The 26,302-nt window shown below is 67.6% G+C and carries 27 protein-coding genes; 3 read left to right on the top strand and 24 right to left on the bottom strand.

The genetic code is table 11. The features are described from left to right. Nucleotides 1-45 precede the first annotated feature (45 nt). Entirely contained in the window at nt 46-1,317 is a 1,272-nt protein-coding gene (locus tag BLT78_RS00295) for a BaiN/RdsA family NAD(P)/FAD-dependent oxidoreductase (RefSeq protein ID WP_090347067.1), read from the top strand. Between the two features lie 158 nt (nt 1,318-1,475). On the opposite strand, the gene der is transcribed toward BLT78_RS00295, so the two are convergent. From der to trmJ, 19 genes are all read right to left on the bottom strand, one after another. Further along, nucleotides 1,476-2,963: a ribosome biogenesis GTPase Der gene (der, locus tag BLT78_RS00290; protein ID WP_090347066.1), complete on the bottom strand. Its 1,488-nt coding sequence runs from the start codon at nt 2,961-2,963 to the stop codon at nt 1,476-1,478. 93 nt (nt 2,964-3,056) lie between these two features. Continuing rightward, the gene (gene bamB / locus BLT78_RS00285; protein ID WP_090347065.1) at nt 3,057-4,199 is read right to left on the bottom strand and encodes an outer membrane protein assembly factor BamB; all 1,143 of its coding nucleotides are present in this window, start codon (nt 4,197-4,199) and stop codon (nt 3,057-3,059) included. Then, nucleotides 4,199-4,843: a YfgM family protein gene (locus BLT78_RS00280; protein WP_090352054.1), complete on the bottom strand. Its 645-nt coding sequence runs from the start codon at nt 4,841-4,843 to the stop codon at nt 4,199-4,201. Before BLT78_RS00280 ends, bamB begins: the two co-directional genes overlap by 1 nt. 28 nt (nt 4,844-4,871) lie before the next feature. Then, the gene (hisS, locus tag BLT78_RS00275) at nt 4,872-6,161 is read right to left on the bottom strand and encodes a histidine--tRNA ligase (RefSeq protein ID WP_090347064.1); all 1,290 of its coding nucleotides are present in this window, start codon (nt 6,159-6,161) and stop codon (nt 4,872-4,874) included. 9 nt (nt 6,162-6,170) lie between these two features. After that, nucleotides 6,171-7,280, bottom strand: coding sequence for a flavodoxin-dependent (E)-4-hydroxy-3-methylbut-2-enyl-diphosphate synthase (gene ispG, locus BLT78_RS00270; protein ID WP_090347063.1), 1,110 nt, complete (start codon nt 7,278-7,280; stop codon nt 6,171-6,173). Between the two features lies 1 nt (nt 7,281). Further along, on the bottom strand, nt 7,282-8,349 hold the full coding sequence (locus BLT78_RS00265) for a RodZ domain-containing protein (RefSeq protein ID WP_090347062.1): 1,068 nt from the start codon (nt 8,347-8,349) through the stop codon (nt 7,282-7,284). Next, a complete protein-coding gene (gene pilW, locus BLT78_RS00260) occupies nt 8,346-9,110 on the bottom strand; it encodes a type IV pilus biogenesis/stability protein PilW (RefSeq protein ID WP_090347061.1) in 765 nt (254 codons plus the stop codon). Before pilW ends, BLT78_RS00265 begins: the two co-directional genes overlap by 4 nt. 15 nt (nt 9,111-9,125) lie before the next feature. After that, on the bottom strand, nt 9,126-10,274 hold the full coding sequence (rlmN, locus tag BLT78_RS00255; RefSeq protein ID WP_090347060.1) for a 23S rRNA (adenine(2503)-C(2))-methyltransferase RlmN: 1,149 nt from the start codon (nt 10,272-10,274) through the stop codon (nt 9,126-9,128). Nucleotides 10,275-10,298: 24 nt separating this feature from the next. Next, nucleotides 10,299-10,730: a nucleoside-diphosphate kinase gene (ndk, locus tag BLT78_RS00250; RefSeq protein ID WP_090347059.1), complete on the bottom strand. Its 432-nt coding sequence runs from the start codon at nt 10,728-10,730 to the stop codon at nt 10,299-10,301. Between the two features lie 229 nt (nt 10,731-10,959). Continuing rightward, nucleotides 10,960-11,160 carry a Fe-S cluster assembly protein IscX gene (iscX, locus tag BLT78_RS00245; protein WP_090347058.1) on the bottom strand — a complete coding sequence of 67 codons (201 nt, stop codon included), beginning with the start codon at nt 11,158-11,160 and terminating at the stop codon, nt 10,960-10,962. A gap of 15 nt (nt 11,161-11,175) precedes the next feature. Beyond that, nucleotides 11,176-11,514, bottom strand: coding sequence for an ISC system 2Fe-2S type ferredoxin (gene fdx / locus BLT78_RS00240; protein ID WP_090347057.1), 339 nt, complete (start codon nt 11,512-11,514; stop codon nt 11,176-11,178). A gap of 3 nt (nt 11,515-11,517) precedes the next feature. Further along, nucleotides 11,518-13,377 carry a Fe-S protein assembly chaperone HscA gene (gene hscA, locus BLT78_RS00235; protein WP_090347056.1) on the bottom strand — a complete coding sequence of 620 codons (1,860 nt, stop codon included), beginning with the start codon at nt 13,375-13,377 and terminating at the stop codon, nt 11,518-11,520. Between the two features lie 42 nt (nt 13,378-13,419). After that, a complete protein-coding gene (gene hscB, locus BLT78_RS00230; RefSeq protein WP_090347055.1) occupies nt 13,420-13,938 on the bottom strand; it encodes a co-chaperone HscB in 519 nt (172 codons plus the stop codon). A gap of 8 nt (nt 13,939-13,946) precedes the next feature. Further along, complete coding sequence (gene iscA / locus BLT78_RS00225) at nt 13,947-14,270, bottom strand: iron-sulfur cluster assembly protein IscA (RefSeq protein ID WP_090347054.1); 324 nt, start codon at nt 14,268-14,270, stop codon at nt 13,947-13,949. Nucleotides 14,271-14,295: 25 nt separating this feature from the next. Then, nucleotides 14,296-14,682 (bottom strand): Fe-S cluster assembly scaffold IscU, encoded by a 387-nt coding sequence (gene iscU / locus BLT78_RS00220; protein WP_090347053.1) that lies wholly within the window; start codon nt 14,680-14,682, stop codon nt 14,296-14,298. Between the two features lie 28 nt (nt 14,683-14,710). Further along, nucleotides 14,711-15,925, bottom strand: coding sequence for an IscS subfamily cysteine desulfurase (locus BLT78_RS00215; RefSeq protein WP_090347052.1), 1,215 nt, complete (start codon nt 15,923-15,925; stop codon nt 14,711-14,713). A gap of 33 nt (nt 15,926-15,958) precedes the next feature. Continuing rightward, the gene (gene iscR, locus BLT78_RS00210; protein WP_090347051.1) at nt 15,959-16,459 is read right to left on the bottom strand and encodes a Fe-S cluster assembly transcriptional regulator IscR; all 501 of its coding nucleotides are present in this window, start codon (nt 16,457-16,459) and stop codon (nt 15,959-15,961) included. 150 nt (nt 16,460-16,609) lie between these two features. Then, nucleotides 16,610-17,419: a serine O-acetyltransferase gene (gene cysE / locus BLT78_RS00205; RefSeq protein ID WP_090347050.1), complete on the bottom strand. Its 810-nt coding sequence runs from the start codon at nt 17,417-17,419 to the stop codon at nt 16,610-16,612. Next, complete coding sequence (gene trmJ, locus BLT78_RS00200; RefSeq protein ID WP_090347049.1) at nt 17,419-18,192, bottom strand: tRNA (cytosine(32)/uridine(32)-2'-O)-methyltransferase TrmJ; 774 nt, start codon at nt 18,190-18,192, stop codon at nt 17,419-17,421. The genes cysE and trmJ overlap by 1 nt, the downstream gene beginning before the upstream one ends. Before the next feature lie 132 nt (nt 18,193-18,324). Between trmJ and suhB the strand changes: the two genes are divergently transcribed. Continuing rightward, nucleotides 18,325-19,140 (top strand): type III secretion system regulator SuhB, encoded by an 816-nt coding sequence (gene suhB, locus BLT78_RS00195; RefSeq protein WP_090347048.1) that lies wholly within the window; start codon nt 18,325-18,327, stop codon nt 19,138-19,140. A gap of 250 nt (nt 19,141-19,390) precedes the next feature. Here suhB and secF read toward each other — a convergent pair whose 3' ends face one another. The 5 genes from secF to queA all read right to left on the bottom strand — a co-directional run bounded on the left by secF (nt 19,391) and on the right by queA (nt 24,794). Further along, nucleotides 19,391-20,302, bottom strand: a complete 912-nt coding sequence (gene secF, locus BLT78_RS00190) for a protein translocase subunit SecF (RefSeq protein WP_090347047.1) — start codon at nt 20,300-20,302, stop codon at nt 19,391-19,393. Between the two features lie 12 nt (nt 20,303-20,314). Beyond that, the gene (secD, locus tag BLT78_RS00185) at nt 20,315-22,177 is read right to left on the bottom strand and encodes a protein translocase subunit SecD (protein WP_090347046.1); all 1,863 of its coding nucleotides are present in this window, start codon (nt 22,175-22,177) and stop codon (nt 20,315-20,317) included. 62 nt (nt 22,178-22,239) lie between these two features. Continuing rightward, entirely contained in the window at nt 22,240-22,581 is a 342-nt protein-coding gene (yajC, locus tag BLT78_RS00180) for a preprotein translocase subunit YajC (protein WP_090347045.1), read from the bottom strand. A 36-nt stretch (nt 22,582-22,617) separates the two neighbouring features. Further along, on the bottom strand, nt 22,618-23,733 hold the full coding sequence (gene tgt, locus BLT78_RS00175) for a tRNA guanosine(34) transglycosylase Tgt (protein WP_090352053.1): 1,116 nt from the start codon (nt 23,731-23,733) through the stop codon (nt 22,618-22,620). Nucleotides 23,734-23,738: 5 nt separating this feature from the next. Next, the gene (gene queA, locus BLT78_RS00170; RefSeq protein ID WP_090347044.1) at nt 23,739-24,794 is read right to left on the bottom strand and encodes a tRNA preQ1(34) S-adenosylmethionine ribosyltransferase-isomerase QueA; all 1,056 of its coding nucleotides are present in this window, start codon (nt 24,792-24,794) and stop codon (nt 23,739-23,741) included. Between the two features lie 273 nt (nt 24,795-25,067). On the opposite strand from queA, the gene BLT78_RS00165 reads away from it, so the two are divergent. Then, on the top strand, nt 25,068-26,255 hold the full coding sequence (locus tag BLT78_RS00165) for an acetate kinase (protein WP_090347043.1): 1,188 nt from the start codon (nt 25,068-25,070) through the stop codon (nt 26,253-26,255). The last annotated feature ends 47 nt before the right edge of the window (nt 26,256-26,302 follow it).

Below are 26,302 nucleotides of genomic sequence, written 5' to 3'. Positions count from 1 at the left end.
GGCGAGCTGGGCGCCGCTGCATCGGCACGACGGCCTGCTGCTAGAATGCCGGCCCCGTTTCCCTGTCCGCCGTCCGCCATGTCCAGCTCCACGCCTACCGTTTCCCCTCGCGTCGCCGTGATCGGCGGCGGCCCCGCCGGCCTGATGGCCGCCGAAGTGCTCGCCGCCGGTGGCGCGCAGGTCGAGCTGTTCGACGCCATGCCCTCGCTGGGCCGCAAGTTCCTGCTCGCCGGGGTCGGCGGCATGAACATCACCCATGCCGAACCCAAGCCGGCCTTCATCCAGCGCTATGGTGCACGCGCCGCCGAGATCGGCCGCCTGCTGGAGGACTTCGACGCCGACGCGCTGCGCGCCTGGATCCATGGCCTGGGCATCGACACCTTCGTCGGCAGCTCCGGGCGGGTGTTCCCCACCGACATGAAGGCCGCGCCGCTGCTGCGCGCCTGGCTCAGGCGCCTGCGCGAGGCGGGCGTTGCGCTGCACACCCGCGCGCGCTGGCTGGGCTGGGACGCGTCCGGTGCGCTGCGCATCGCCACGAGCGAGGGCGAGCGGCGGGTGCAGGCCGATGCCACGGTGCTGGCGCTCGGTGGCGGCAGCTGGGCGCGCCTGGGTTCGGACGGCGCCTGGGTGCCGTTGCTGGCGCAGCGCGGCGTCGCGGTGGCGCCGCTGCAGCCGAGCAACTGCGGCTTCGAGGTGGCCGGCTGGAGCGCCTTGTTCGCCGGCAAGTTCGCCGGCGCGCCGGTCAAGCCGGTGGCGCTCCGCCTGGATGGCCAGGCGCCGCGCCAGGGCGAGTTCGTGGTCACCGACAAGGGCGTGGAAGGCAGCCTGATCTACGCGCTGTCGGCAGCGATCCGCGAACAGATCAACAACGCGGGCCGCGCCGTCGTCCATCTCGACCTGTTGCCCAACCGATCCGGCGAACAGGTACTCGCCGCGCTGAACAAGCCGCGCGGCTCGCGCTCGATGGCCCGCCACCTGGCCGGCCTCGGCGTCGACGGCGTGCGCGCCGGCCTGCTGCGCGAGCTGACCGACGCCACCACCTTCCAGGACATGGAGCGGCTGGCCAGCGCGATCAAGGTACTGCCGCTGGAGCTGGTCCGTACCCGGCCGCTGGACGAGGCGATCAGCAGCGCCGGCGGCGTGCCGTTCGCGGCGCTGGACGCCCAGCTGATGCTGAATGAAGTGCCGGGGGTGTTCTGCGCCGGCGAGATGCTCGACTGGGAGGCGCCGACCGGCGGCTACCTGCTCACCGCCTGCTTCGCCAGCGGCCGCGCCGCCGGGCTGGGCGTGCTGCGCTGGCTGAAAGAGCAGCGCTGAAGCGTAGGGTGGACAACGGCGCAGCCTTGTCCACCGATCTGGCAGGGCGCCGGTGGACAATCGCTGCGCGAGTTGTCCACCCTACAAAATCGCGCCAGCCCACGAAAAACGCCGCCGCCCTTGCGGGCCGGCGGCGTCTTTCACTGCGGGACAGAGCCTCAGCGGCGCTTGTCCTTCTTCTTCTTCTCGGCCTTCTTGTGGTGGCTCATCAGCCGGCGCTTCTTGTTCACCTGGCGGACGGTGAGGGTGTTCTTCTTGCCCTCGTAGGGGTTCTCGCCGCCCTTGAACTCGATGCGGATCGGCGTGCCGACCAGCTTGAGCACCCGCCGGTAGGTGTTCTCCAGATAGCGCGAGTAGGCACGCGGCACCGCGTCGACCTGGTTGCCGTGGATCACGATCAGCGGCGGGTTGGCGCCGCCGAGGTGGGCATAGCGCAGCTTGATCCGGCGGCCATTGACCAGCGGCGGCTGGTGGGTGCTGACCGCATCCTCGAGGATCTGGGTCAGGTAGCTGGTCGGCCAGCGGGTCACCGCCGAGCGGAACGACTCCTGCACCGACTTGTACAGGTGGCCGACGCCGGTGCCGTGCAGCGCGGAGATGAAGTGGATGTCGGCGAAGTCGACGAACTGCAGGCGCCGCTCCAGTTCGGTCTTGACCCGGTCACGCTCGTGACTGTCCATGCCGTCCCACTTGTTGAGGGCGATGACCAGTGCGCGGCCGGTCTCCAGCACGAAGCCGAGCAGGTTGAGGTCGTGGTCGACCACGCCTTCGCGGGCGTCCATGACGAAGATCACCACGTTGGCGTCCTGGATCGCCTGCAGGGTCTTCACCACCGAGAACTTTTCCACCGCCTCGAAGATCTTGCCGCGACGGCGCACGCCGGCGGTGTCGATCAGGGTGTACTTGGCGTCGTCACGCTCGAAGGGGATGTAGATGCTGTCGCGGGTGGTGCCGGCCTGATCGTAGACGATCACCCGCTCCTCGCCGAGCATGCGGTTGACCAGGGTCGACTTGCCGACGTTGGGGCGGCCGATGATGGCGATCTTGATCCCGGAGTGTTCGTCCGGGCCGGGGATGCGCTGCTTGGGCTCGGCCGGGGCGGCGCCCTCCTCGCCTTCACCTTCGACGGCGAATTCGTCTTCCTCGCCCTCGTCCTTGGGGAACTCGCCCAGGGCGGCCTGCAGCAGGGCGTTGACGCCGCGACCGTGGGCGGCGGCGACCGGGAAGGCGTCGCCGATGGCCAGCGGGCTGAACTCGGCGCGGGCGATGTCCGGATCGACGGTGTCGACCTTGTTGGCGACCAGGAAGGTGCGCTTGTTGTTCTTGCGCAGGTGCTCGGCGATCATCTGGTCGGCGGCGGTCATCCCGGCGCGCGAGTCGACCATGAACAGCACGGCGTCGGCTTCCTCGATGGCCTGCAGCGACTGCTCGGCCATCTTGGCGTCGATGCCCTCCTCGTCGCCGGAGATGCCCCCGGTGTCGATGACGATGTAGGTACGCCCCTGCCACTTGGCCTCGCCGTACTTGCGGTCGCGGGTCAGGCCGGCGTAGTCGGCGACGATGGCGTCGCGGGTCTTGGTCAGGCGGTTGAACAGGGTGGACTTGCCGACGTTCGGCCGTCCTACCAGAGCGATCACGGGAACCATGCGGCTCTCCACTTAATTCGAAAAAACACAACGGCCGCTGCAGTGTAGGTGCAGCGGCCGATATAGGTTACGCACCGCCTCCCGGCGGTGCCTTCAGCGGATGGTGTAAGCCACCAGCTTGCCACTGTTGCCGTAGGCGTACAGCCACTCACCGACCACCAGCGGGCGGGCGCGCAGGCCGTCGCTGTCGACGCGCACGCGGCCGACGAAACGACCGTCCACCTGGCTCAGCAGGTGCAGGTAACCTTCCAGGTCACCCACCACCACGTTGCTGGAGAACACCGCCGGGGTGGTCAGCTGGCGACGGGCCAGGGCGTCGTTGCTCCACAGCGCCGAGGTCGAGCGCTCGTCGATGCCTTCGACGCTGCCGCTGGCCTGGCTAAGGTAGACGTTGCCGAAGCCGAGGGCCACGCCGACGTAGCTGGAGGCCTGACGCTGCCACAGCGGGCGGCCGCTCTGCAGGTCGAGGGCAGCCAGCTGGCCCTGGTAGGTCACCACGTACAGGGTGCCGCCGGACAGCAGCAGGCCACCGTCGATGTCGACCATGCGCTCCAGTTCGGAACGCCCCTGCGGCACAGCCACACGCTGCTCCCATACCGGGATGCCGCGCTGGGCGTCGAGGGCGATCACCTTGCCGCTGGACAGGCCGGCCACCACCAGGCGGTTGGTCACCACCGGAGCACCGGTGCCGCGCAGGGTCAGCACCGCCGGGGTGCTCTCGTAGCTCCAGCGACGTTCGCCGCTGGCGGCATCGAGGGCGACCAGATGGTCATCCTGGGTCTGCACCACCACCACGTCGCCGTTGCTCGCCGGGGCGGACAGCACCTCGCTGCCGACCGCGGCGCGCCACTTCACTTCGCCGTTGACGCTATCGAGGGCGATCACCTGGCCCCTGAGGGTGCCGACCAGCACCAGGCCGTAGCCGGCACCGACGCCACCGGACACCGGCTTGTCCAGCTCGGTCTTCCACAGCACGTCACCGCTCTCGCGGTTCATCGCCACCACCAGACCTTCGACATCGGCGGCGAACAGGGTGTCGCCCTCGGCGGCCAGCTCCAGCTGGTTCCAGGTCTCGCCCTGGCCCTCGCCGATGGAGCGGCTCCACTGCTTCTCGAGCTGCACTTCCTCGGTGAACTTGCTCAGCTCGGCCGGCGGCAACTCCTTGCTGCCGGAGCTGCTGCAACCGGTGGCGAGCACCGCCGAGGCCAGCATTACCGCATGAATCCAGCGCATCATCAGGCCTCCCCGTCGGCCAAATCGTCCAGCTTGATCTGCAGGGCCCCGAGGCCCGCATCCTCCGGCAGCGCGGCGCGCGCCTTCTCGTAGGCACTGCGCGCCTCGCCCTGGCGGCCGAGCTTGGCCAGCAGGTCGCCGCGCAGCTCCTCGCGACTGGCGACGAAGGCTGCCGCGGCGTCGCCGGCGAGCAGGGCCAGCGCCTCCTCGGTCTTGTCCTGGGCAGCGAGCACCCGCGCCAGGCGCTGACGGGCGACCTCGCCGAGGGTGGCGTCAGCCGGCTTGTCGAGCACCTTGCGCAGCTCGCTGGCGGCGTCGTCGAGACGGCCGTTGTCCACCGCCACGCGGGCCAGCAGCAGGCTGGCGTACTGGGCGTAGTGGCTGCCGGCAAAGTCCTGGTTCAGCTTGCCGGCCAGGTCGCTGGCCTTGGCGGCATCCACTTCGAGCGGATTGCTGAGGGTGACATCCACCAGCTGCTGGTAGAGCGCCGAGGCGCCGTAGGCCTGGTTGCTCTCATGGTTCTGCCAGGCCTGCCAGCCGAACACACCGGCCAGGGCCAGTGCACCGCCGGTGAGCAGCGGCTTGCCGTTGCGCTGCCACCACTCCCTGATCACCGCCAGTTCTTCTTCTTCGGTACGCGAGGTCACCGCGGTCACTCCCTAGATCTGTTCAGGTTCAGGCTTGCGCCAGGCAAGCCGCGAGATGCGCGGGCAGCGCATCCCAGGCAATGGTTTGCTGGGCGGCGTCGCCACGCAGCGGCTTGACGCCGACCACCTGCTGGTTCAGCTCGTCCTCGCCGAGAATCAGGGCGAACAGCGCACCGCTCTTGTCGGCCTTCTTCAGCTGGCTCTTGAAGCTGCCGGCGCCGGCATTGACCACCAGGCGCAGGCCCGGTACGGCGTCGCGCAGCTGCTCGGAGAGCTGCAGCGCGGCCAGCTCGGCGGCCTCGCCGAAGGCGGCCAGATAGACATCCACCTGGCGGGCCAGTTCGGCCGGCACCTTGCCGAGGGTCTCGATCAGCAGCACCAGGCGCTCGACGCCCATGGCGAAGCCCACCGCCGGAGTCGGCTTGCCACCGAGCTGTTCGACCAGACCGTCGTAGCGGCCGCCGGCGCACACGGTGCCCTGCGAGCCGAGCTGGTCGGTGGTCCACTCGAACACGGTCTTGCCGTAGTAGTCGAGGCCGCGCACCAGCTTGGGATTGAGCACGTAGGGGATGCCGGCGGCATCCAGGCGCGCCTTGAGCCCGGCGAAGTGCACGCGCGACTCCTCGGACAGGTAGTCGGCCAGCTTCGGCGCCTCGACCAGCAGCGCCTGGGTATCCGGGCTCTTGCTGTCGAGGATGCGCAGCGGGTTGCTGGACAGGCGGCGCTGGCTGTCTTCATCCAGCTGCTCGAAGCGCGCGGAGAGGTACTCGACCAGCGCCTGGCGGTAGCGCGCGCGGTCCTCGCTGCTGCCCAGGCTGTTGAGCTCCAGCTGCACGGCGTCGCGGATCCCCAGCACGCCCCACAGGCGCCAGGTCAGCACGATCAGCTCGGCGTCGACGTCCGGGCCGTCGAAGTTGAACAGCTCCACGCCGATCTGGTGGAACTGGCGGTAGCGGCCCTTCTGCGGGCGCTCGTGACGGAACATCGGGCCGATGTACCACAGCTTCTGCGGCTGGCCGCCGCCGATCAGGCCATGCTCCTGCACTGCGCGCACGCAGGAGGCGGTGCCTTCCGGGCGCAGGGTCAGCGAGTCGCCGTTGCGGTCGTCGAAGGTGTACATCTCCTTCTCGACGATGTCGGTGACTTCGCCGATCGAGCGCTTGAACAGGTCGGTGAACTCGACGATCGGCATGCGGATCTGCCGGTAACCATAACCGTCGAGCAGGCTGGCGACGCTGTTCTCGAGATAGCGCCAGAGCGGGGTCTGCTCCGGCAGGATGTCGTTCATGCCACGGATGGCCTGGATGTTCTTGCTCACGCGGATTCCTTAACTGCGGGCGATCAGGCTGGCGTCGGCCGCAGCCTTCTCCGCCGCCTTCTGACGGATCAGCTTCTCCAGCTCGTCCACCAGATTGTCGTTGTTCAGCTTGTGCGCCGGCTTGCCGTCGATGTAGACCAGGTTGGGCGTGCCGCCGGTGAGGCCGACGTGGGCCTCCTTGGCCTCGCCCGGGCCGTTGACCACGCAGCCGATCACCGCCACGTCGAGCGGCACCAGCAGGTCCTCGACGCGGCTCTCCAGCTCGTTCATGGTCTTCACCACGTCGAAGTTCTGCCGCGAGCAGCTCGGGCAGGCGATGAAGTTGATGCCGCGCGAGCGCAGGCGCAGCGACTTGAGGATGTCGAAGCCGACCTTGATTTCCTCGACCGGATCGGCGGCCAGCGACACGCGAATGGTGTCGCCGATGCCCTCGGCGAGCAGCATGCCCAGGCCCACCGCGGATTTCACGGTGCCGGAACGCAGGCCGCCGGCCTCGGTGATGCCCAGGTGCAGCGGCTGTTCGATCTGCCCGGCGAGCAGGCGGTAGGCGCCGACCGCCATGAACACGTCGGAGGCCTTGACGCTGACCTTGAACTCCTGGAAATCGAGCTTGTCGAGGTAGTCGACGTGGCGCAGGGCGGACTCGACCAGAGCCTCGGGAGTCGGCTCGCCATACTTCTTCTGCAGGTCCTTCTCCAGCGAGCCGGCATTGACGCCGATGCGGATCGGGATGCCCTTGTCGCGGGCGCAGTCGACCACCGCACGCACGCGGTCCTCGCGGCCGATGTTGCCCGGGTTGATGCGCAGGCAGTCGACACCCAGCTCGGCGACGCGCAGGGCGATCCGGTAGTCGAAGTGGATGTCGGCGACCAGCGGCACCTTGACCTGCTGCTTGATGCGGCCGAAGGCCTCGGCGGCGTCCATGTCCGGCACCGAGACGCGCACGATGTCGGCGCCGGCGTCTTCCAGGCGGCGGATCTGCGCCACGGTGGCGGCCACGTCGCAGGTGTCGGTGTTGGTCATGCTCTGCACCGAGATCGGCGCATCGCCGCCGACCAGTACCGAGCCGACGCGGATCTGCCGCGACTTGCGGCGCTGAATCGGGGAATGGCAGTGCATGTTACTGGCCCAGAGTGATGCGGGCAGTGCCGCTGGCAGTCATGTTCTTGCGGTGCTCGACCGCCTCGCCGTTGTAGCGCACCTCGGCGCCACGGGCATTGCCCAGACGCAGCTCGAGCGGCGCCTTGCCGGCGACCTGCAGGCTCTCGCCGGCGCGCTTGACGGTGCTCACCAGCACGCGGCCGTTGGCGTCGGTAACCTGGGTCCAGCAGTCGGCGCTGAAGCTGACCTGCACCAGGCCTTCGCCCTCGCGTGCCGCCGGCGTCGGCTCGCTCGGGGTGGCCGGCGCGGCAGCAGCCGGTTCGGCGGGCTGCGCGGCCTGGGGCGCGGCGCTGGCAGGCGCAGGCGCGGCCAGCGGGACAGCGGGAGCACCGGCGGTCGCGGCCGGCAGACTCGGGGCCGGCGCCTCGACGGTGGCCGGCGCGGCGCTGCCCGGCACGGCGTCCGCGGACACTGCCTCGCCAGGCGCGGCCGCAGCCGGCGGCTGGCCGGCTTCCTCCGGAGCGATCTCGACCGGTGCCGGCTCGCTGCCCTGCAAGGCGGCGGCCACGGCCTGGTCTTCCGGCTCGTCGAGGGGATGCAGCTCGGTGGTGCCGTCGGCGCTTTCCACCTCGATGTGCTTGAGGCCGAACACGCCGAGATCGGCCAGGCGTTCCGGGCGCTCCTGCCACCAGAAGTAGCCGAGTACCAGCAGCAGGAGCAGCAGCACGACGCTGACCAGACGCAGCACGGTGCGTGACAGGCGCAGCGGTTCGGGAATGCGGCCGAGGCTCTGCACGGTGCTGCCGGTGGCGTCGGTGCCGGTGTAGCGGTCGAAGGCCTCGACCAGCGTCGGCTGGTCGAGGCCGAGCAGCTTGGCGTAGGCGCGCACGTAGCCGCGCGCGAAGGTGTGGCCGGGCAGGCGGTCGAACTGGCCGGCCTCCAGCTGAGCCAGCGACTGCGGGCTCAGGTTGAGCTGGGCGGCGACTTCGGCCACCTGCCAGCCCTTCTTCTCACGCTCCAGGCGCAGGGTCTCGCCGGGATTGGCGCGCGACTGGGCGGCGACGGCTTCGCTGTGCGACATGCTCATTTCTGCTCCGCGAGATATTGCTGGTATTCAGCCGTGCCGGGGTACAGGCGCTGCAGCTGCATACCGAAGTTGGCCGCCCGGTCGCGGTCCTGGAACACCTTGGCCAGCCGCACGCCGAGCAACAGGCTGCGGGCATCCTGCGGCGCCTTGAGCGCGAGGAAACGCTCGTAGTAGCCACGCGCCGGCACGTACTGGCGATCCTCGTAGGACAGCTGGGCCATCGCCAGCAGGGCGCGCGGACGGTTGCGATCCAGGCGCAGGGCCTTGTCGAAGTGCTCCATGGCCAACTGGCGCTGGTTCATCTGCAGGGCGGTCAGACCGAGGTTCTCGAACACCCGCGGGCGCTCGACGTAGAGGTTGTCCGCCGCCGCCTGCTGGAAGCGCTCGTAGGCCTCGGGATAGCGCTGCTGCTCGTAGAGGAAGCTGCCGTAGTTGTTGAGGATGCGGGCATCGTCACGTCGCGAGGACAGCGCCTGGCGGTAGTGCTCGTCGGCCAGCTTGGGTTCCTTCTCGGCCTGGAACACCAGGGCGAGGGCTGCATGCGCATCGGCATCCGAGCTGTTGATCTCGAGGGCCTTCTTCAGCGGTACCTTGGCCTGGCTCGGACTGCCCTTCTGCAGGTAGCCGATGCCGAGCTGCACGTAGGCGTCACGTGCCGCCTTGCGCCCGTCCTCGGTCTTCATCGGATCCTGCGGGCCGGTGGACACACAGCCGCCCAGCAGACCGCCCAGCAACAGGAACATGGTGGTTCGCAACAACATGCACAGACTCCCTCGTCAGTTTCCAGGTGCGGCAGAACGGGGCTGCTCGCCTTCGCTGTCCAACTGGCGCACGGCGATGTAGCGCTCGCTGCGGCGGGTGCGGTCCATCACCTGGCCAACCAGCTGGCCACAGGCGGCGTCGATGTCGTCGCCGCGGGTGGTGCGTACGGTGACATTGTGGCCGGCGTGGTGCAGCAGGTCCTGGAAGCGGCGAATGGCGTTGTTGCTTGGCCGTTCGTAACCGGAGTGGGGGAACGGATTAAACGGAATCAGATTGATCTTGCAAGGAAAATCCTTGAGGAGTGCGATCATCTGCGCAGCATGCTCAGGCTGATCGTTCACATCCTTGAGCAAGGTGTACTCCACGGTGAGCACACGCTTCTCGCCGAGACCGGAGATGTAGCGCTTGCAGGCGTCGAGCACGACGGCCAGCGGATACTTGCGGTTGATCGGCACCAGCTGGTTGCGCAGCTCGTCGTTGGGCGCGTGCAGCGACAGCGCCAGGGACACGTCGATCACCTTGGCCAGCTCGTCGATCATCGGCGCCACGCCCGAGGTGGACAGGGTCACCTTGCGCTTGGAGATACCGTAGCCGAGGTCGTCCATCATGATGTTCATGGCGGCGACCACGTTGTCGAAGTTCAGCAGCGGCTCGCCCATGCCCATCATCACCACGTTGGTGATGGCGCGGTCGATCTTGGCCGGCACGGTGCCGAAGGATTTGTTGGCGATCCATACCTGGCCGATGATCTCGGCGCTGGTCAGGTCGCTGTTGAAGCCCTGCTTGCCGGTGGAGCAGAAGCTGCAGTCCAGCGAGCAGCCTGCCTGCGAGGACACGCACAGGGTGCCGCGCCCGGCCTGAGGGATGTACACGGTCTCGACGCAGCTGCCGGACGCCACGCGCACCACCCACTTGCGGGTGCCGTCGCTGGAAATGTCCTGGCTGACGATCTCGGGACCGCGGATCTCGGCACAGGCCTTGAGCTTTTCGCGCAGGGCCTTGCCGAGATTGGTCATGGCGTCGAAGTCTTCGGCGCCAAAGTGGTGAATCCATTTCATCACCTGGCCGGCACGGAAGCGCTTCTCGCCGATGGACTCGAAGAACTGTTCCAGTTGCGGCTGGGTCAGGCCCAGCAGGTTCACTTTGCCGGTGGTTTCGGTCATGGATTCACCCTCGCTCAACCGTGATCAGCGGATGCGTGCGCACAGCTCGGTGGCGGAGAAGAAGTAGGCGATCTCGCGGGCAGCGGAAGCCTCGGAGTCGGAACCGTGCACGGCGTTCTCGTCGATGGAGACGGCGAAGTCGGCGCGGATGGTGCCCGGAGCAGCGTCCTTCGGGTTGGTGGCGCCCATCAGCTCGCGGTTCTTCAGGACGGCGTCTTCGCCTTCCAGCACCTGGACGATGACCGGACCGGAAGTCATGAAGGCAACCAGATCCTTGAAGAAGCCACGCTCGCTGTGCTCCGCGTAGAAGCCGGCAGCTTCGCGCTCGGACAGCTGGACCATCTTGGAAGCGACGACGCGCAGGCCGGCCTTCTCGAAACGGGTGGTGATTTCGCCGATCACGTTCTTGGCAACGGCGTCGGGCTTGATGATGGAGAAGGTGCGTTGCAGGGCCATGGAAAAAACTCCGGTGGGCAGTGGTGAAAGTCAACCCCTTGCACGGCGCCTCCGGCGATCGGCGGCAACGTCCAAGGGGTCCGATAAATTGAACCGGCGGATTATACGCGGGTTCGTGTGAAATGCGTACCGCCGCACAGGGCGGTCGTCGTCGGCAAAGCACCGGCGCTGCGGGCCGGTGCCTGACGACTCGGGGCGGGGCGTGCGGGCACTCGGCCCGCACGCAGACTCAGTCGAGTTCTTCGATCCAGGCGGCCTGGATGGCCTCGAGCACCTTCTCGCCGCCGCGCTGCGGGTCGTCGGCGAACTCGGGCAGAGCCATCACCCAGCTGTGCAGGTCGACGAAGTTGACGTAGCGCGGATCGACGTCCGGCTTGCTGTCGGCGAGCTGGATGGCGATTTCCAGCACATCGGTCCATTTCAGGCTCATGGTGCAGCTCCCGCGTCAGTGGCTTTCGTTGACCTGGTTGATGGTGTACTTGGGAATCTCCACCACCAGATCCTCGTTGCCGACGCGCGCCTGGCAGGACAGCCGCGATTCCGGCTCCAGACCCCAGGCCTTGTCCAGCATGTCATCCTCCAATTCGTCGGACGGCTCGAGGGAGTTGAAGCCCTCGCGCACGATCACATGACAGGTGGTGCAGGCGCAGGACATCTCGCAGGCATGCGCGATCTCGATGTCGTTGCGCAGCGCGGCCTCGATGATGGTTTCGCCGGTCTTGGCCTCGACCACCGCACCTTCCGGGCAATGCTCGGCGTTGGGCAGGAAGACGATCTGCGGCATGGCTTATTCCTCGATTTCGTTGAGCTGGCGCCCGGCCAGGGCGGCCTTGATGCCAGCATCCATGCGCCGGGCGGCAAAGGGGTCGGTGACCTGGCTGAGACGGCGGATCTGCCGCTCGATGGCCGCAGGGTCGCTGCCGGCGTTCAGCTCGCGCAGCACCTGCATCTCCTGATCGATGAGCGCACGCTCGCCGGCCTCCAGCAGGCGCTCGCCATCGGCGGCCAGCGCGGCCTGCACGGCCTCGAGCAGGCGCTCGGCCTCGACCTGCTGCTCGCGCAGGGCACGGGCGGCCTTGTCGTCGCCGGCATGGGCGAAGGAGTCCTGCAGCATGCGGGCGATCTCGCCGTCGCTGAGGCCATAGGACGGCTTGACCTGCACGCTGGCCTCGACCCCGGAGCTCAGCTCGCGGGCGGAGACGCTGAGCAGGCCGTCGGCGTCGACCTGGAAGGTCACGCGGATCTTCGCCGCGCCGGCGACCATCGGCGGGATGCCGCGCAGCTCGAAGCGCGCCAGCGAGCGGCAGTCGCTGACCAGCTCGCGCTCGCCCTGCAGCACGTGGACCATCATGGCCGTCTGGCCATCCTTGTAGGTGGTGAACTCCTGGCCGCGTGCCACCGGGATGGTGGTGTTGCGGGCGATCACCTTCTCCATCAGCCCGCCCATGGTCTCCAGACCCAGGGACAGCGGGATGACGTCGAGCAGCAACAGCTCCTCGCCCTGCTTGTTGCCGGCCAGGGTGTCGGCCTGGATGGCGGCGCCGATGGCCACCACCTCGTCGGGGTTGATGTCGGTCAGCGGCGTGCGCCCGAACAGCGCGCCCACCGCCTCGCGCACGCGCGGCACGCGGGTCGAGCCGCCGACCATGACCACCGCCTCGACCTCCTCCAGCTCGATGCCGGCGTCGCGCACCGCGCGGCGGCAGGCCTTCAGGCTGCGCGCCAGCAGCGGCTCGATCAGCGCGTCGAACTGCGCGCGACTCAGCACGCCGGACCAGTCGCCATGGGCGAGAGCGACGCTGTCGGCGTCGGTCAGCGCCTCCTTCGCCGCGCAGGCGACCTGCAGCAGGTGGCGCTGGGCGCCCGGATCGAGATCGGCGGACAGCCCGGCCTGCTCGATGATCCAGCCGGCGATGGCGTGGTCGAAATCGTCGCCACCCAGGGCGCTGTCGCCACCGGTGGCCAGCACCTCGAACACGCCGCGGGTCAGACGCAGGATGGAGATGTCGAAGGTGCCACCGCCCAGGTCGTAGATGGCGATCACGCCTTCGGCGCCCTTGTCCAGGCCGTAGGCCACCGCCGCGGCGGTTGGTTCGTTGAGCAGGCGCAGCACGTTGAGGCCGGCCAGGCGCGCGGCGTCCTTGGTGGCCTGGCGCTGGGCGTCGTCGAAGTAGGCCGGCACGGTGATCACCGCGCCGACCAGCTCGCCACCGAGGGTCGCCTCGGCACGCTCGCGCAGGGCACGCAGGATGTCGGCGGAAACCTCCACCGGGCTCTTCGGCCCCTGCACGGTGTCGATGAACGGCATCTGCGAATCGCCGGCGACGAAGCGGTAGGGCAACTGCTCGCCGAGCTGCTTGACGTCGGCCAGGCCGCGCCCCATCAGGCGCTTGACCGAGATGACGCTGTTCAGCGGATCGCGGGCGGCGGCCGCCACGGCGGCGTGGCCGACCTCGAGACCATCGGCCAGGTAGCGCACCGCGGAGGGCAGGATGACCCGCCCCTGCTCGTCCGGCAGCGGCGCAGTACGGCCGCTGCGCACGGCGGCGACCAGGGAATTGGTGGTGCCAAGGTCGATCCCCACCGCCAGGCGACGCTGGTGCGGCTGAGGACTCTGCCCCGGTTCGGCAATCTGCAGTAGAGCCATGGTCTTCGCGTTATCAGGCGCCTCCCTTGCAGGAGGCGCGGGTTAATCGTCGAGGCGCTCTTCCAGCTCACGCACCTCAAGGGCCAGCTTGTCGAGGAACTGCATGCGACGCATCAGGCGCTCGGCCTGCGCGCGCTCGGCGGGAACGTCCCAGCAGACGGTGAAGGACTGCTCCAGCGCAGCCTGGGCCGACTTGAGCCGGCGTTTGAAGACAGCGACACCGTCCAGGTCGGCGCTGTCCTGCAGCTCCTCGAGCTCTTCGCGCAGCATCATCTGCTGCATGAGGAATTCGGGGTCCTGCACCGTCGCTTCCAGCGGCGGCTGCTCGCCACGCAGACCCAGCAGGTAGTAGGCGCGACGACTGGGACTCTTCAGGGTCTGGTAGGCGTCGTTGAGCTGGGCGGCGCGCTCCAGCGCCTGGCGCTGCTCGCGCGGCGAGGCATCGGCGAAGCGGTCGGGGTGGGTTTCCCGGGCCAGCTCGCGGTAGCGCACCGCGAGCTGGTCGAGATCGATGGTGAACGCCGGCTGCAGATCGAACAGGGCGAAATGGCAGGTACTCACCGGCGGCCTCAGACGTTGAAGCTTTCGCCGCAGCCGCACTCGCTGCGCACGTTGGGGTTGTTGAACTTGAAGCCTTCGTTCAGCCCCTCGCGGGTGAAGTCGAGTTCGGTGCCGTCGAGATAGGACAGGCTCTTCGGGTCGATGAACACCTTGACGCCGAAGCTCTCGAACACCATGTCCTCGGGCGCCTGTTCATCGACGAACTCCAGCACGTAGGCCAGGCCGGAGCAGCCGGTGGTACGCACCCCGAGGCGGATGCCCTCGCCCTTGCCCCGTCCTTCCAGCGAGCGCTGCACATGGCGTGCCGCGGCTTCGGTCATGCTGATGGCCATAGCGCCTCCTCTGTTCCCGTGCTCCTCAGAGCAAACCTTTCTTCTGCTTGTAGTCGCGCACGGCCGCCTTGATGGCGTCCTCGGCGAGCACCGAGCAGTGGATCTTCACCGGCGGCAGGGCCAGTTCCTCGGCCAGCTCGGTGTTCTTGATCGACTCGGCCTCGTCCAGGGTCTTGCCCTTCATCCACTCGGTGGCCAGGGAGCTGGAGGCGATCGCCGAACCGCAGCCGTAGGTCTTGAACTTGGCGTCTTCGATCACGCCGTCGTCGTTGACCTTGATCTGCAGGCGCATGACGTCGCCGCAGGCCGGCGCGCCAACCATGCCGGTGCCGACGTTGGGATCTTCGGCGTCCATCTTGCCGACGTTGCGCGGGTTTTCGTAGTGGTCGATGACCTTGTCACTGTATGCCATGGCGGTTTTCCTCGCTGAATCTTGGGCGTCAGTGCGCCTGCCACTCGACCTTGGACAGGTCGACGCCTTCTTTGAACATGTCCCACAGCGGCGACAGCTCGCGCAGCTTGGTCACCGCCTCGCGCACCTTGGCGGCGGCGTAGTCGACCTCTTCCTCGCTGGTGAAGCGGCCGAAGGTGAAGCGGATCGAGCTGTGCGCCAGCTCGTCGTTGCGGCCCAGGGCGCGCAGCACGTAGGACGGCTCCAGGGACGCCGAGGTGCAGGCCGAGCCGGACGACACGGCGAGATCCTTGAGCGCCATGATCAGCGACTCGCCCTCGACGTAGTTGAAGCTGAGGTTGAGGTTGTGCGGCACGCGCGCGCTGGCGCTGCCGTTCAGGTAGACCTCTTCCATGCCCTCCAGGTGGGCCTGGAAACGATCGGCCAGGGCCTTGATGCGCACGTTCTCGGCGGCCATCTCTTCCTTGGCGATGCGGAACGCCTCGCCCATGCCGACGATCTGGTGGGTTGCCAGGGTGCCCGAGCGCATGCCGCGCTCGTGGCCGCCGCCGTGCATCTGCGCCTCGAGGCGCACGCGCGGCTTGCGGCGCACGTAGAGAGCGCCGATGCCCTTGGGACCGTAGGTCTTGTGCGCGGAGAACGACATCAGGTCGACCTTCATGGTCTCCAGGTCGATCTCCACCTTGCCGGTCGACTGCGCGGCGTCGACGTGGAACAGGATGCCGCGGGAGCGGGTCAGCTCGCCGATGGCGGCGATGTCGTTGACGGTGCCGATCTCGTTGTTGACGTGCATGATCGAGACGAGGATGGTGTCCTCGCGCAGCGCCGCCTCGACCATCGCCGGAGTGATGATGCCGTCTTCGCCCGGCTCCAGGTAGGTGACCTCGAAACCTTCGCGCTCGAGCTGGCGGGTGGTGTCCAGCACCGCCTTGTGCTCGATCTTGGAGGTGACGATGTGCTTGCCCTTGCCGCTGTAGAAGTGCGCGACGCCCTTGATCGCCAGGTTGTCGGACTCGGTGGCGCCGGAGGTCCAGACGATCTCGCGCGGGTCGGCATTGACCAGCTCGGCGACCTGGCGGCGGGCGTTCTCCACCGCCTCCTCGGCCTTCCAGCCGAACACGTGCGAACGCGAGGCCGGGTTGCCGAAGTTGCCATCCATGGTCAGGCACTCGCACATCTTCTGCGCCACGCGCGGGTCGGCCGGCGTGCTCGCGGAATAATCCAGGTAGATCGGCAATTTCATCAGGTCTCTCCTGTCAGGCTGGCGCTCGCGGCATCAATCGATGGCGGACGCTTCGATCTTTTCAAGCTGGGGCGACAGCGCCTTGCCATTCTGCTGGCAACGCTGGTCCTGGCGCAGGGCAACGTTCTGCACTTCCTGGCGCTGGACCAGGTCGGCGAGGCTGATGCCGCTGAGGAATTCATGGATACGGTCGCTGAGGCCGCACCACAGGTGGTGGGTCAGGCAGACATCGCCTTCGTGGCAGCCGCCGTTGCCCTGGCAGCGGGTGGCGTCGACCGATTCGTTGACCGCGTCGATCACCTGGGCCACGTCGATGCTGGCCATGTCGCGCGACAGCTGGTAGCCGCCGCCGGGGCCGCGCACGCTGCTGACCAGGCTGCCACGGCGCAGCTTGGCGAACAGCTGTTCGAGATAGGACAGGGAAATGCCCTGCCGCTCGGAGATGTCGGCGAGGGACACCGGCCCGTTCTGCGCGTGCAGCGCGAGATCGAGCATGGCAGTCACGGCGTAACGGCCTTTGGTGGTCAGTCGCATGGGCTTGTACCGCGATGGTTCGGAAAGTGCACGAAGTATGCAATTTTCCGAGTAAAGCAGTCAACTAAAAGACCGAGCGTTTCGCTCGGATAAAGGCGGTGCGACGAAAGCGCGCGGAGGATCTTATAGCAGTTCCCCCGCGCGCGCACCTCAATCCTGAGCGCGCGGCGCCGCCGGCACGGCTTCGCCGGCCACCTCGCCACCCTGCGGCTTGACGCCGGCGAAGTCCTCGTTGCGCAGCTCCGGCAGCTTCTTCGCGCAGTAGTCGCTACCCAATGCGGTCAGCGCCTTGCACATGCCCTCGAGGCGATCGTCCACCGCCTGCAGGTGGTCGAGCAGCTGGCCGATGGCCTGCGCCACCGGATCGGGCATGTCCTGGCTGACGCCGTAGGCATCGAAGCCGATCTTCTCGGCCATCGCCTTGCGCCGAGCCTCCTGCTCGTCGTCGCCCTTGCTGATGATCCGCCCCGGGATACCCACCGCGGTGGCGCCGGCCGGCACCGGGCGGGTGACCACCGCGTTGGAGCCGATCTTGGCGCCGGCGCCGACGGTGAACGGACCGAGGATCTTCGCCCCGGCGCCGACGATCACGCCGTCCTCCAGGGTCGGGTGGCGCTTGCCCTTGTTCCAGCTGGTGCCGCCCAGGGTCACGCCGTGGTAGAGGGTGACGTCATTGCCGATCTCGGCGGTCTCGCCTATGACGATACCCATGCCGTGGTCGATGAAGAAGCGCCGGCCGATCTTCGCCCCCGGATGGATCTCGATGCCAGTCAGCCAGCGGCTGATGTGCGACACCAGGCGCGCCAGCAGCTTCCACTCGGCGCACCACAGCCAGTGCGCCACGCGATGCAGCCACACCGCGTGCAGCCCCGGGTAGCAGACCAGCACCTCGAGGGTGTTGCGCGCCGCCGGATCGCGATGGAATACGCTCTGGATGTCTTCTCGCATGCGCTCGAACATCAGTCATCTCTCCGCTTGTGCAGCTCGCCACGGGCTGCCTTCTGGGTTTCTGTGAGGATACCGCGCAGGATGTTCATTTCCAGCTTGCTGATCCCGCAGCGCCCGTACAGGCGACGCAGACGGGCCATCAGGTGACGCGGCTTTTCCGGATCGAGGAAGTCGATCTGCACCAGGGTCTCCTCCAGGTGCCGATAGAACAGCTCCAGCTCGTCGGCGGTGACCGGCACCGCATCGAGCATGGCGGTGGTCTCCAGCTTCTCCACCTTGGTCGGCTGCCCCTGCAGCGCCAGCCAGGCCATGCGCACCTCGTAGACCAGCACCTGCACGGCGGTGGCCAGGTTCAGCGAGCTGAACTCGGGATTGGCCGGGATGTGCACGTGATACTGGCAGCGCTGCAGCTCCTCGTTGGTCAGCCCGGCGTATTCGCGACCGAACACCAGCGCCACCTCGCCGCCCAGCTCGACATGCTCCAGGCTCTTCTGCGCGCACTCGCGCGGATCGAGCAGCGGCCAGGGGATGCGCCGGTCGCGCGCACTGGTGCCGAGCACCAGGCTGCAGCCGGCCAGCGCCTCCTCCAGCGTGTCGACCACCACGGCCGCCTCGAGGATATCGGTAGCCCCCGAGGCCCGTGCGTTGGCTTCGCCGCTGGGGAACTCCTCGGGCTGCACCAGCACCAGGCGCGACAGGCCCATGTTCTTCATGGCCCGCGCCGTACCACCGATGTTGCCCGGATGACTGGTATTGACCAGCACCACGCGAATCCTGTCGAGCACGCTCGCTCTCCCACCCCGGAAAAAAGGACACGAATCTTACCCAAGCACCGCCGCCGGCGCCACGCGCCCTTCATGGCCTGCGCTTTTCTGTTAGAATGTCCGGCTTTCTTTAACAGCCCAGGTGAACCTTCCATGCAGCCCATGCTGAATATCGCGCTGCGCGCGGCCCGCAGTGCCGGCGAACTCATCTTCCGCTCGCTCGAACGCCTGGATGTGCTCTCGGTCAACGAGAAGGATGCCAAGGACTACGTGACCGAGGTCGACCGCGCCGCCGAACAGACCATCATTCAGGTGCTGCGCAAAGCCTACCCCAACCACGGCATCCTCGCCGAGGAAAGCGGTCTGCAGCCGGGCCAGGGCGACGGTGCCGACTACCTGTGGGTCATCGATCCGCTGGACGGCACCACCAACTTCATCCACGGCCTGCCGCACTTCGCCGTGAGCATCGCCTGCAAGTACCGCGGCCGCGTCGAGCACGCCGTGGTCCTCGATCCGATCCGCCAGGAAGAGTTCACCGCCAGCCGCGGCCGCGGCGCCGCCCTCAACGGCAAGCGCCTGCGCGTCAGCAACCGCAAGGGCCTGGAAGGCGCCCTGCTCGGCACCGGCTTCCCGTTCCGCGACAGCCAGCTCGACCACCTGGACAGCTACTTGGGCATGTTCCGCAGCCTGGTTGGCCAGACCGCCGGCCTCCGCCGCGCCGGCGCCGCCAGCCTGGACCTGGCCTACGTCGCCGCCGGCCGCTTCGATGCCTTCTGGGAGTTCGGCCTGTCCGAGTGGGACATGGCTGCGGGCGCCCTGCTGGTGCAGGAAGCCGGCGGCCTGGTCAGCGACTTCACCGGCGGCCACGAATTCCTCGAAAAGGGCCACGTGGTCGCGGGCAACACCAAGTGCTTCAAGGCGGTGCTCACCGCCATCCAGCCGCACCTGCCGCCGGCACTCAAGCGCTGATCGGCCGACTACGGCACAAGAAACCCGGCCCGCGCGCCGGGTTTTTTATTGCTCGCACCCCGCAGGCCGTAACCCACCGACCAGCCGCAAGGCCGGCAAGGCGGAAGCCTGGTGGCATCCTTGGTGGGGTACGCCGCTGCCCCTCTACAAGACTGCTGCTGGCTCGCGCGCCGGTTTTTTCATACGCGCATTCCGCCGGACATGAAAAAAGCGCCCGCAGGCGCTTTCTTCACCCGGACAAGGCGCCTTACTACGGCCGCTCGTCCACCTCGTCCTCGACCACCGGCGGAATCAGGTCGTCGCGGGTCAGCTTCAGCCAGATCAGCAGGATGCTGGCGATGTACACCGATGAGTAGGTGCCCGCCGAGACGCCGATGAACAGCGCCAGGGAGAAGCCCCACAGGCTCTCGCCGCCGAACACCATCAGCGCGACGATGGCCAGCAGGGTCGACAGCGAGGTGGCCATGGTGCGCAGCAGGGTCTGCGTGGTGGAGATGTTGATGTTGTCGATCAGCTCGGTCTTGCGCAGCACGCGGAAGTTCTCGCGGATACGGTCGAACACCACGATGGTGTCGTTCAGCGAGTAGCCGATGATCGCCAGCACCGCCGCCAGCACGGTCAGATCGAAGGGAATCTGGAACAGGCTGAACACGCCGAGGGTGACGATCACGTCGTGGATCAGCGAGACGATGGCGCCGAAGCCGAACTTCCACTGGAAGCGGAAGGCCACGTAGACCAGGATGCCGCCGAGCGCCAGCAGCATGCCCAGGCCACCCTGGTCGCGCAGTTCCTCACCCACCTGCGGACCGACGAACTCGACGCGCTTGAGGGTGAACGGCGTGTCGGCGCTGACCTTGCGCAGCGCCTCGGCCAGCTGGTTGCCCAGCTGCGGGTCGTCGCCCTGCAGGCGCACCAGCACGTCGGTGCTGGCGCCGAAGCTCTGCACCACCGCCTCCGCGTAGCCGGCCTGCTGCAGCTGGCCGCGCACCTTGTCGAGCTGCGCCGGCTGCTCGTAGGACAGCTCGATCAGCGTACCGCCGGTAAAGTCGAGGCCGAAGTTCAGCCCCTTGATCGCCAGACTGGCCAGCGAGCCCAGGGTCAGCAGCACGGTCAGCGCGAAGGCGACGTGCCGGATGCCCATGAAATTGATCACGCGTTTCATCGTGCGCAGTCCTCAGATCCACAACTTCTTGATGTTGCGGCCACCGAACATCAGGTTGACCATGCCGCGGGTCACCACGATCGCGGTGAACATCGAGGTGATGATGCCCAGCGACATGGTCACGGCGAAGCCCTTGACCGGGCCGGTACCCATGGCGAACAGGATGGCGCCGACCAGCAGGGTGGTCAGGTTGCCGTCGAGGATCGCGCTGAAGGCGCGGTCGAAGCCTTCGTGGATGGCGCGCTGGATCGACATGCCGTTGGCGATCTCCTCGCGGATACGGGAGAAGATCAGCACGTTGGCGTCCACCGCCATGCCCATGGTCAGCACGATGCCGGCGATACCGGGCAGGGTCAGGGTGGCGCCGAGCAGCGACATCAGCGCCACCAGCACCACCATGTTGAAGCCCAGGGCAACGGTGGCCAGGATGCCGAAGAACCGGTAGATGGCGACGATGAACAGGGCGACGAACAGGAAGCCCCACAGCGCCGCCTGGATGCCCAGCTCGATGTTCTCGGCACCCAGGCTCGGGCCGATGGTGCGCTCCTCGGCGAAGTACATCGGCGCGGCCAGACCACCGGCACGCAGCAGCAGGGCCAGTTCCGAGGACTCGCCCGGACCGTCGAGACCGGTGATGCGGAAGCTGTTGCCCAGCGGCGACTGGATGGTCGCCAGGCTGATGATCTTCTTCTCTTCCTTGAACGCGGAAACCGCGACTTCCTTCTCCACGCCATCGACGGTCTGCTTGACGTAGCGGGTCACCGGCTTCTGCTCGATGAACACCACCGCCATGCTGCGGCCGACGTTGCTGCGGGTGGCGCGGTTCATCAGGTCGCCACCACGGCCGTCGAGGCGGATGTTGACCTGCGGGCGACCGTTCTCGTCGAAGCTGGCCTGCGCGTCGGTGACCTGGTCACCGGTGATGATCACGCTGCGTTCCAGCTCCACCGGCAGACGCCCTTCCTCGCGGAACTCGAAGGTCTCGGTGCTGGCGCGCGAGGCATCGGCGTCGGCGGCCAGGCGGAACTCCAGGTTGGCGGTCTTGCCGAGGATGCGCTTGGCCTCGGCGGTGTCCTGCACGCCGGGCAGCTCGACCACGATGCGGCTGGCGCCCTGGCGCTGCACCAGCGGCTCGGCGACGCCCAGCTCGTTGACGCGGTTGCGCACGGTGGTGAGGTTCTGCTTGATCGAGTACTCGCGGATTTCCGCGAGCTTGGTCTGGCTCAGCGCCAGACGCAACACCTGCAGGCCGTTGCGCTCGCCACGCTGCAGGTCGAATTCGTTGTAGGTCTTGCGGATCAGGCTCTCGGCCTCGTCCAGGGCGGCCTCGTCGGTGAAGCCGAGCTGAATGGCGCCGTCCTGCACGGGCAGCGAGCGATAGCGTACGCGCTCCTTGCGCAGCAGGCTCTTCACCTCACCCTCGTAGACATTCAGACGCGCCGTCACGGCCTTGTCCATGTCGACCTCGAGGAGGAAGTGCACGCCGCCGGAAAGATCGAGACCCAGCTTCATCGGGCTGGCGCCCAGCTGGCGCAGCCATTCCGGCGTGGTCTGCGCCAGGTTCAGCGCGACCACGTAGTCGTCACCGAGGGCGCGGCGCACCACGTCCTTGGCCGGCAGCTGGTCTTCCTGGCGGGTCAGGCGCAGCAGCGCACCCTTGTCACCGAGGCTGCCGGCCTTGACCGCGATGCCGGCGTCCTTGAGCGCCTGCTCGGCGCGATCGAGCTCGGCCTGGCCGACCTTCAGCGCGGTGCTGGCACCGGTCAGCTGGACAGCCGGATCGTCGGGATACAGGTTGGGTGCGGAATAGATGAAGCCGACTCCGAGCACCACCAGGATCAGCAGATATTTCCACAGGGGATACTTGTTGAGCATGACACAGCCCGTTTGCAACACGGGGCACCTTGCGTGCCCCGTGAGTAAGGAAGGAAGAAAACTCAGATGGCCTTCAGGGTGCCCTTGGGCAGGGCGGCGGCGATGGCCATCTTCTGGATCTTCAGCTCGACGGTGTCGGAGACCTCGAGCACCACGAAGTCGTCGGCGACCTTGACCACCTTGCCGGCGATGCCGCCGGAGGTCACCACCTCGTCACCCTTCTGCAGGCCGCCGATCAGGTTCTTGTGCTCCTTGGCGCGCTTGGCCTGCGGACGCCAGATCAGCAGGTAGAAGATGACCACGAAGCCGGCCAGCATGAGGAACTGCACGTACTCGCCTCCCGGCGGGGCACCGGCCGGAGCGGCGGCATCGGCGGCATGGGCGGCGGAGATCAGAAAGCTCATGTACTACTCCTGTTGCGAGATCTGCTAAGGGGAAATTCAGTCCAGCGGCGGCACGGGCAAGCCGCGGCGCGCATAGAAGTCGGCGACAAAGGCGGCCAATGTACCTTGGGCGATGGCGCCGCGCAAACCAGCCATGAGGCGCTGATAATGTCGCAAATTGTGAATGGTATTCAGCATGCTACCCAGCATTTCGCCGCACTTGTCCAGATGATGCAGGTAGGCGCGGGAGAAATTGCGACAGGTATAGCAGTCGCAGGCCGGATCCAGCGGCGCATCGTCGTGCTTGTGCACGGCGTTGCGGATCTTGATCACCCCGGTCTCGGTGAACAGGTGGCCGTTGCGCGCATTGCGCGTCGGCATCACGCAGTCGAACATGTCGACGCCACGACGCACGCCCTCGACCAGGTCCTCCGGCTTGCCGACGCCCATCAGGTAGCGCGGCTTGTCAGCCGGCAGCTGCGGCGGCAGGAAATCGAGGATGCGGATCATGTCCTCCTTGGGCTCGCCCACCGACAGGCCGCCGATGGCCAGGCCGTCGAAGCCGATCTCCAGCAGACCCTCCAGCGAGCGCAGGCGCAGGTCCTCGTGCATGCCGCCCTGGACGATGCCGAACAGCGCCGCCGGATTGCCCTCGTGGGCGATCTTCGAGCGCTTCGCCCAGCGCAGCGAGAGTTCCATGGAGCGCCGCGCGGTATCGACGTCGGCCGGATAGGGCGTGCACTCGTCGAAGATCATCACGATGTCCGAACCGAGGTCGCGCTGCACCTGCATCGACTCCTCGGGCCCCATGAACACCTTGGCGCCGTCCACCGGCGAGGAGAAGTACACCCCCTCCTCCTTGATCTTGCGCATCGCGCCGAGGCTGAACACCTGGAAGCCGCCGGAGTCGGTGAGGATCGGCCCGTGCCACTGCATGAAGTCGTGCAGGTCGCCGTGCTTCTTGATCACCTCGGTGCCCGGCCGCAGCCACAGGTGGAAGGTGTTGCCGAGGATGATCTGCGCGCCGATCGCCTCGACGTCGCGCGGCAGCATGCCCTTGACCGTGCCGTAGGTGCCCACCGGCATGAACGCCGGCGTCTCGACCACCCCGCGGGGGAAGGTCAGGCGACCGCGACGGGCCTTGCCGTCGGTGACCAGCAGCTCGAAGGACATGTGACTCATGGGGTTTCCTCGGGGCCGCGCGGGGCGGGATTGCGGGTGATGAACATGGCGTCGCCGTAGCTGAAGAAGCGGTAGCCCTCGGCCACCGCCGCACGGTAGGCGGCCATGGTTTCCGGGTAGCCGGCGAAGGCCGAGACCAGCATCAGCAGGGTCGACTCGGGCAGGTGGAAGTTGGTGACCAGGGCGTCGACCACATGGAACGGCCGCCCCGGGTAGAGGAAGATGTCGGTGTCGCCGCTGAACGGCTTGAGCACCCCGTCGCGCGCCGCCGACTCCAGCGAGCGCACGCTGGTGGTGCCCACCGCGATCACCCGGCCGCCACGCGCCCGGCAGGCCGCCACCGCATCCACCACGTCCTGGCCGACCTGCAGCCACTCGCTGTGCATGTGGTGGTCCTCGATGCGCTCGACGCGCACCGGCTGGAAGGTGCCGGCACCGACGTGCAGGGTGACGAAGGCGGTGTCGACGCCCTTGGCGCGGATCGCGGCGAGCAGCGCGTCGTCGAAGTGCAGTCCGGCGGTGGGCGCGGCCACCGCCCCGGCCTTGCCCTTGTCGGAGTAGACGGTCTGGTAGCGCTCGCGGTCGGCCGCCTCGTCGGGACGGTCGATGTACGGCGGCAGCGGCATGTGGCCGACGCGCTCGAGCAGCTCGAGCGCCGGCTCGGCGAAGCGCAACTCGAACAGCGCGTCATGGCGCGCCAGCATCTCGGCGGCGCCGCCGCCGTCGATGTGGATCAGGCTGCCCGGCTTGGGCGACTTGCTGGCGCGCACGTGGGCCAGCACGCGATGGCTGTCGAGCAGGCGCTCGACGAGGATCTCCAGGCGGCCGCCGGAGGCCTTCTGGCCGAACAGCCGCGCGGGTATCACCCGGGTGTCGTTGAACACCATCAGGTCGCCGGGGCGCAGGTAGCCCAGCAGGTCGGGAAACTGCCGGTGGCTGAGTTCGCCGCTCGGGCCGTCCAGCACCAGCAGGCGGCTGGCGCGGCGCTCGGCCAGCGGATGGCGCGCGATCAGCTGATCGGGAAGCTCGAAATGGAAGTCTGCAACACGCATCGGGGGACTCTCGAAAGGCCGCACAGCTTACCGGAAATGCGCTGCAGCCGCCACGCGACGGGGCCCGCCGAGCGCCCGGAATATCCCCTACTTGTCGGGGGTTTTGATTCGACTAAAGAAGAACGGCGGGTATAAACCCCACATGTCAGGATAACGACATCCCTGATCAGTCCATGTTCCACAAGAACGCCGGGCACCCCAACCATAAAAAGTTAACTTGAGGTGACCGTCGCGCGTGCGTGGTCTCCTCGCGACACGATTTCAGGAGCCCTCATGTCCGCCCGCAACATTCTGGTGATCAACTGCGGTAGCTCGTCCATCAAGTTCGCCCTGGTGAACGAGGCGCAGAGCAGCTTCCCGCTGCAGGGCCTGGCCGAGCGCCTCGGCAGCCCGGAAGCCGTCATCCACTTCGAGAACGCCAACGGCAAGGAAAGCGTGAGCGTCCCGGATGCCGACCACCAGGCGGCTCTCGCCCAGATCCTGCCGCGCGTCGAGGAAGCCGCCGGCGGCCATCTGGACGGCATCGGTCACCGCGTGGTGCATGGCGGCGAGAAGTTCTTCGCCTCCACCCTGCTCAACGATGACACCCTGGCCGGCATCGAGGCCAACATCCAGCTGGCACCGCTGCACAACCCGGCGAACCTGAGCGGCATCCATGCCGCCATGAACCTGTTCCCCCAGCTGCCGCAGGTCGGCGTGTTCGACACCGCCTTCCACCAGAGCATGCCGGAGCACGCCTACCGCTACGCCGTGCCGGACCTCCTCTACAAGGAATACGGTGTCCGCCGCTACGGCTTCCATGGCACCAGCCACCGCTATGTCAGCAAGCGCGCCGCCGAACTGGCCGGCCTGCCGGTGGAGAACAGCAGCTGGCTGGTCGCCCACCTGGGCAACGGCTGCTCCACCTGCGCCGTGGTCAACGGCGAGAGCCGCGACACCAGCATGGGCCTGACCCCGCTGGAAGGTCTGGTGATGGGCACCCGCAGCGGCGACGTCGACCCCAGCCTGCACAACTTCCTGCACAACACCCTGGGCTGGGATCTGGCCAAGATCGACGCCATGCTCAACAAGGAGAGCGGCCTGAAGGGCCTGTCCGGCCTGTCCAACGACATGCGCACCCTGACCGAAGCCCGCCAGGCCGGCCACCCGGGCGCCATGCTGGCCTTCGAGGTGTTCTGCTACCGCCTGGCCAAGTCGCTGGCCGCCATGGGCTGCGCCCTGCCGCGCCTCGACGGCCTGGTGTTCACCGGTGGCATCGGCGAGAACTCCGCCGTGGTCCGCGAGCGCACCCTGGACCACCTCAAGCTGCTCGGCTTCAAGGTCGACGCCGACGCCAACGCCCGCTGCACCCGCGGCGTGGCCGGCGAAATCCAGGCCGAAGGCAGCCCGCGCATCATGGTCGTGCCGACCAACGAGGAGCGCCAGATCGCCCTGGACACCCTCGCGCTGCTCGACGCCTGAGCCAGCCGACTGCGCATGCAGAGCGGAGCGTGACCACCCAGCGAAAC

This window comes from Pseudomonas oryzae (genome assembly GCF_900104805.1).
Lineage (GTDB): Bacteria > Pseudomonadota > Gammaproteobacteria > Pseudomonadales > Pseudomonadaceae > Geopseudomonas > Geopseudomonas oryzae.
This window is presented reverse-complemented; position numbering and strand designations above follow the sequence as displayed.

Bases quoted from the DNA above. Each gene is read 5' to 3' on its own strand.
- BLT78_RS00215 (WP_090347052.1), bottom strand. From the start codon at position 15,925: ATGAAATTGCCGATCTACCTGGATTATTCCGCGAGCACGCCGGCCGAC.
- fdx (WP_090347057.1), bottom strand. From the start codon at position 11,514: ATGCCGCAGATCGTCTTCCTGCCCAACGCCGAGCATTGCCCGGAAGGT.
- secD (WP_090347046.1), bottom strand. From the start codon at position 22,177: ATGCTCAACAAGTATCCCCTGTGGAAATATCTGCTGATCCTGGTGGTG.
- iscU (WP_090347053.1), bottom strand. From the start codon at position 14,682: ATGGCATACAGTGACAAGGTCATCGACCACTACGAAAACCCGCGCAAC.
- der (WP_090347066.1), bottom strand. From the start codon at position 2,963: ATGGTTCCCGTGATCGCTCTGGTAGGACGGCCGAACGTCGGCAAGTCC.
- iscX (WP_090347058.1), bottom strand. From the start codon at position 11,160: ATGAGCCTGAAATGGACCGATGTGCTGGAAATCGCCATCCAGCTCGCC.
- BLT78_RS00295 (WP_090347067.1), top strand. From the start codon at position 46: ATGCCGGCCCCGTTTCCCTGTCCGCCGTCCGCCATGTCCAGCTCCACG.
- iscR (WP_090347051.1), bottom strand. From the start codon at position 16,459: ATGCGACTGACCACCAAAGGCCGTTACGCCGTGACTGCCATGCTCGAT.
- BLT78_RS00265 (WP_090347062.1), bottom strand. From the start codon at position 8,349: ATGAGCATGTCGCACAGCGAAGCCGTCGCCGCCCAGTCGCGCGCCAAT.
- secF (WP_090347047.1), bottom strand. From the start codon at position 20,302: ATGAAACGCGTGATCAATTTCATGGGCATCCGGCACGTCGCCTTCGCG.
- yajC (WP_090347045.1), bottom strand. From the start codon at position 22,581: ATGAGCTTTCTGATCTCCGCCGCCCATGCCGCCGATGCCGCCGCTCCG.
- ispG (WP_090347063.1), bottom strand. From the start codon at position 7,280: ATGCACTGCCATTCCCCGATTCAGCGCCGCAAGTCGCGGCAGATCCGC.
- pilW (WP_090347061.1), bottom strand. From the start codon at position 9,110: ATGTTGTTGCGAACCACCATGTTCCTGTTGCTGGGCGGTCTGCTGGGC.
- cysE (WP_090347050.1), bottom strand. From the start codon at position 17,419: ATGTTCGAGCGCATGCGAGAAGACATCCAGAGCGTATTCCATCGCGAT.
- suhB (WP_090347048.1), top strand. From the start codon at position 18,325: ATGCAGCCCATGCTGAATATCGCGCTGCGCGCGGCCCGCAGTGCCGGC.
- rlmN (WP_090347060.1), bottom strand. From the start codon at position 10,274: ATGACCGAAACCACCGGCAAAGTGAACCTGCTGGGCCTGACCCAGCCG.
- hscA (WP_090347056.1), bottom strand. From the start codon at position 13,377: ATGGCTCTACTGCAGATTGCCGAACCGGGGCAGAGTCCTCAGCCGCAC.
- queA (WP_090347044.1), bottom strand. From the start codon at position 24,794: ATGCGTGTTGCAGACTTCCATTTCGAGCTTCCCGATCAGCTGATCGCG.
- ndk (WP_090347059.1), bottom strand. From the start codon at position 10,730: ATGGCCCTGCAACGCACCTTCTCCATCATCAAGCCCGACGCCGTTGCC.
- bamB (WP_090347065.1), bottom strand. From the start codon at position 4,199: ATGATGCGCTGGATTCATGCGGTAATGCTGGCCTCGGCGGTGCTCGCC.
- tgt (WP_090352053.1), bottom strand. From the start codon at position 23,733: ATGTCCTTCGAGCTGCTGGTCACCGACGGCAAGGCCCGTCGCGGTCGC.
- BLT78_RS00165 (WP_090347043.1), top strand. From the start codon at position 25,068: ATGTCCGCCCGCAACATTCTGGTGATCAACTGCGGTAGCTCGTCCATC.
- iscA (WP_090347054.1), bottom strand. From the start codon at position 14,270: ATGGCCATCAGCATGACCGAAGCCGCGGCACGCCATGTGCAGCGCTCG.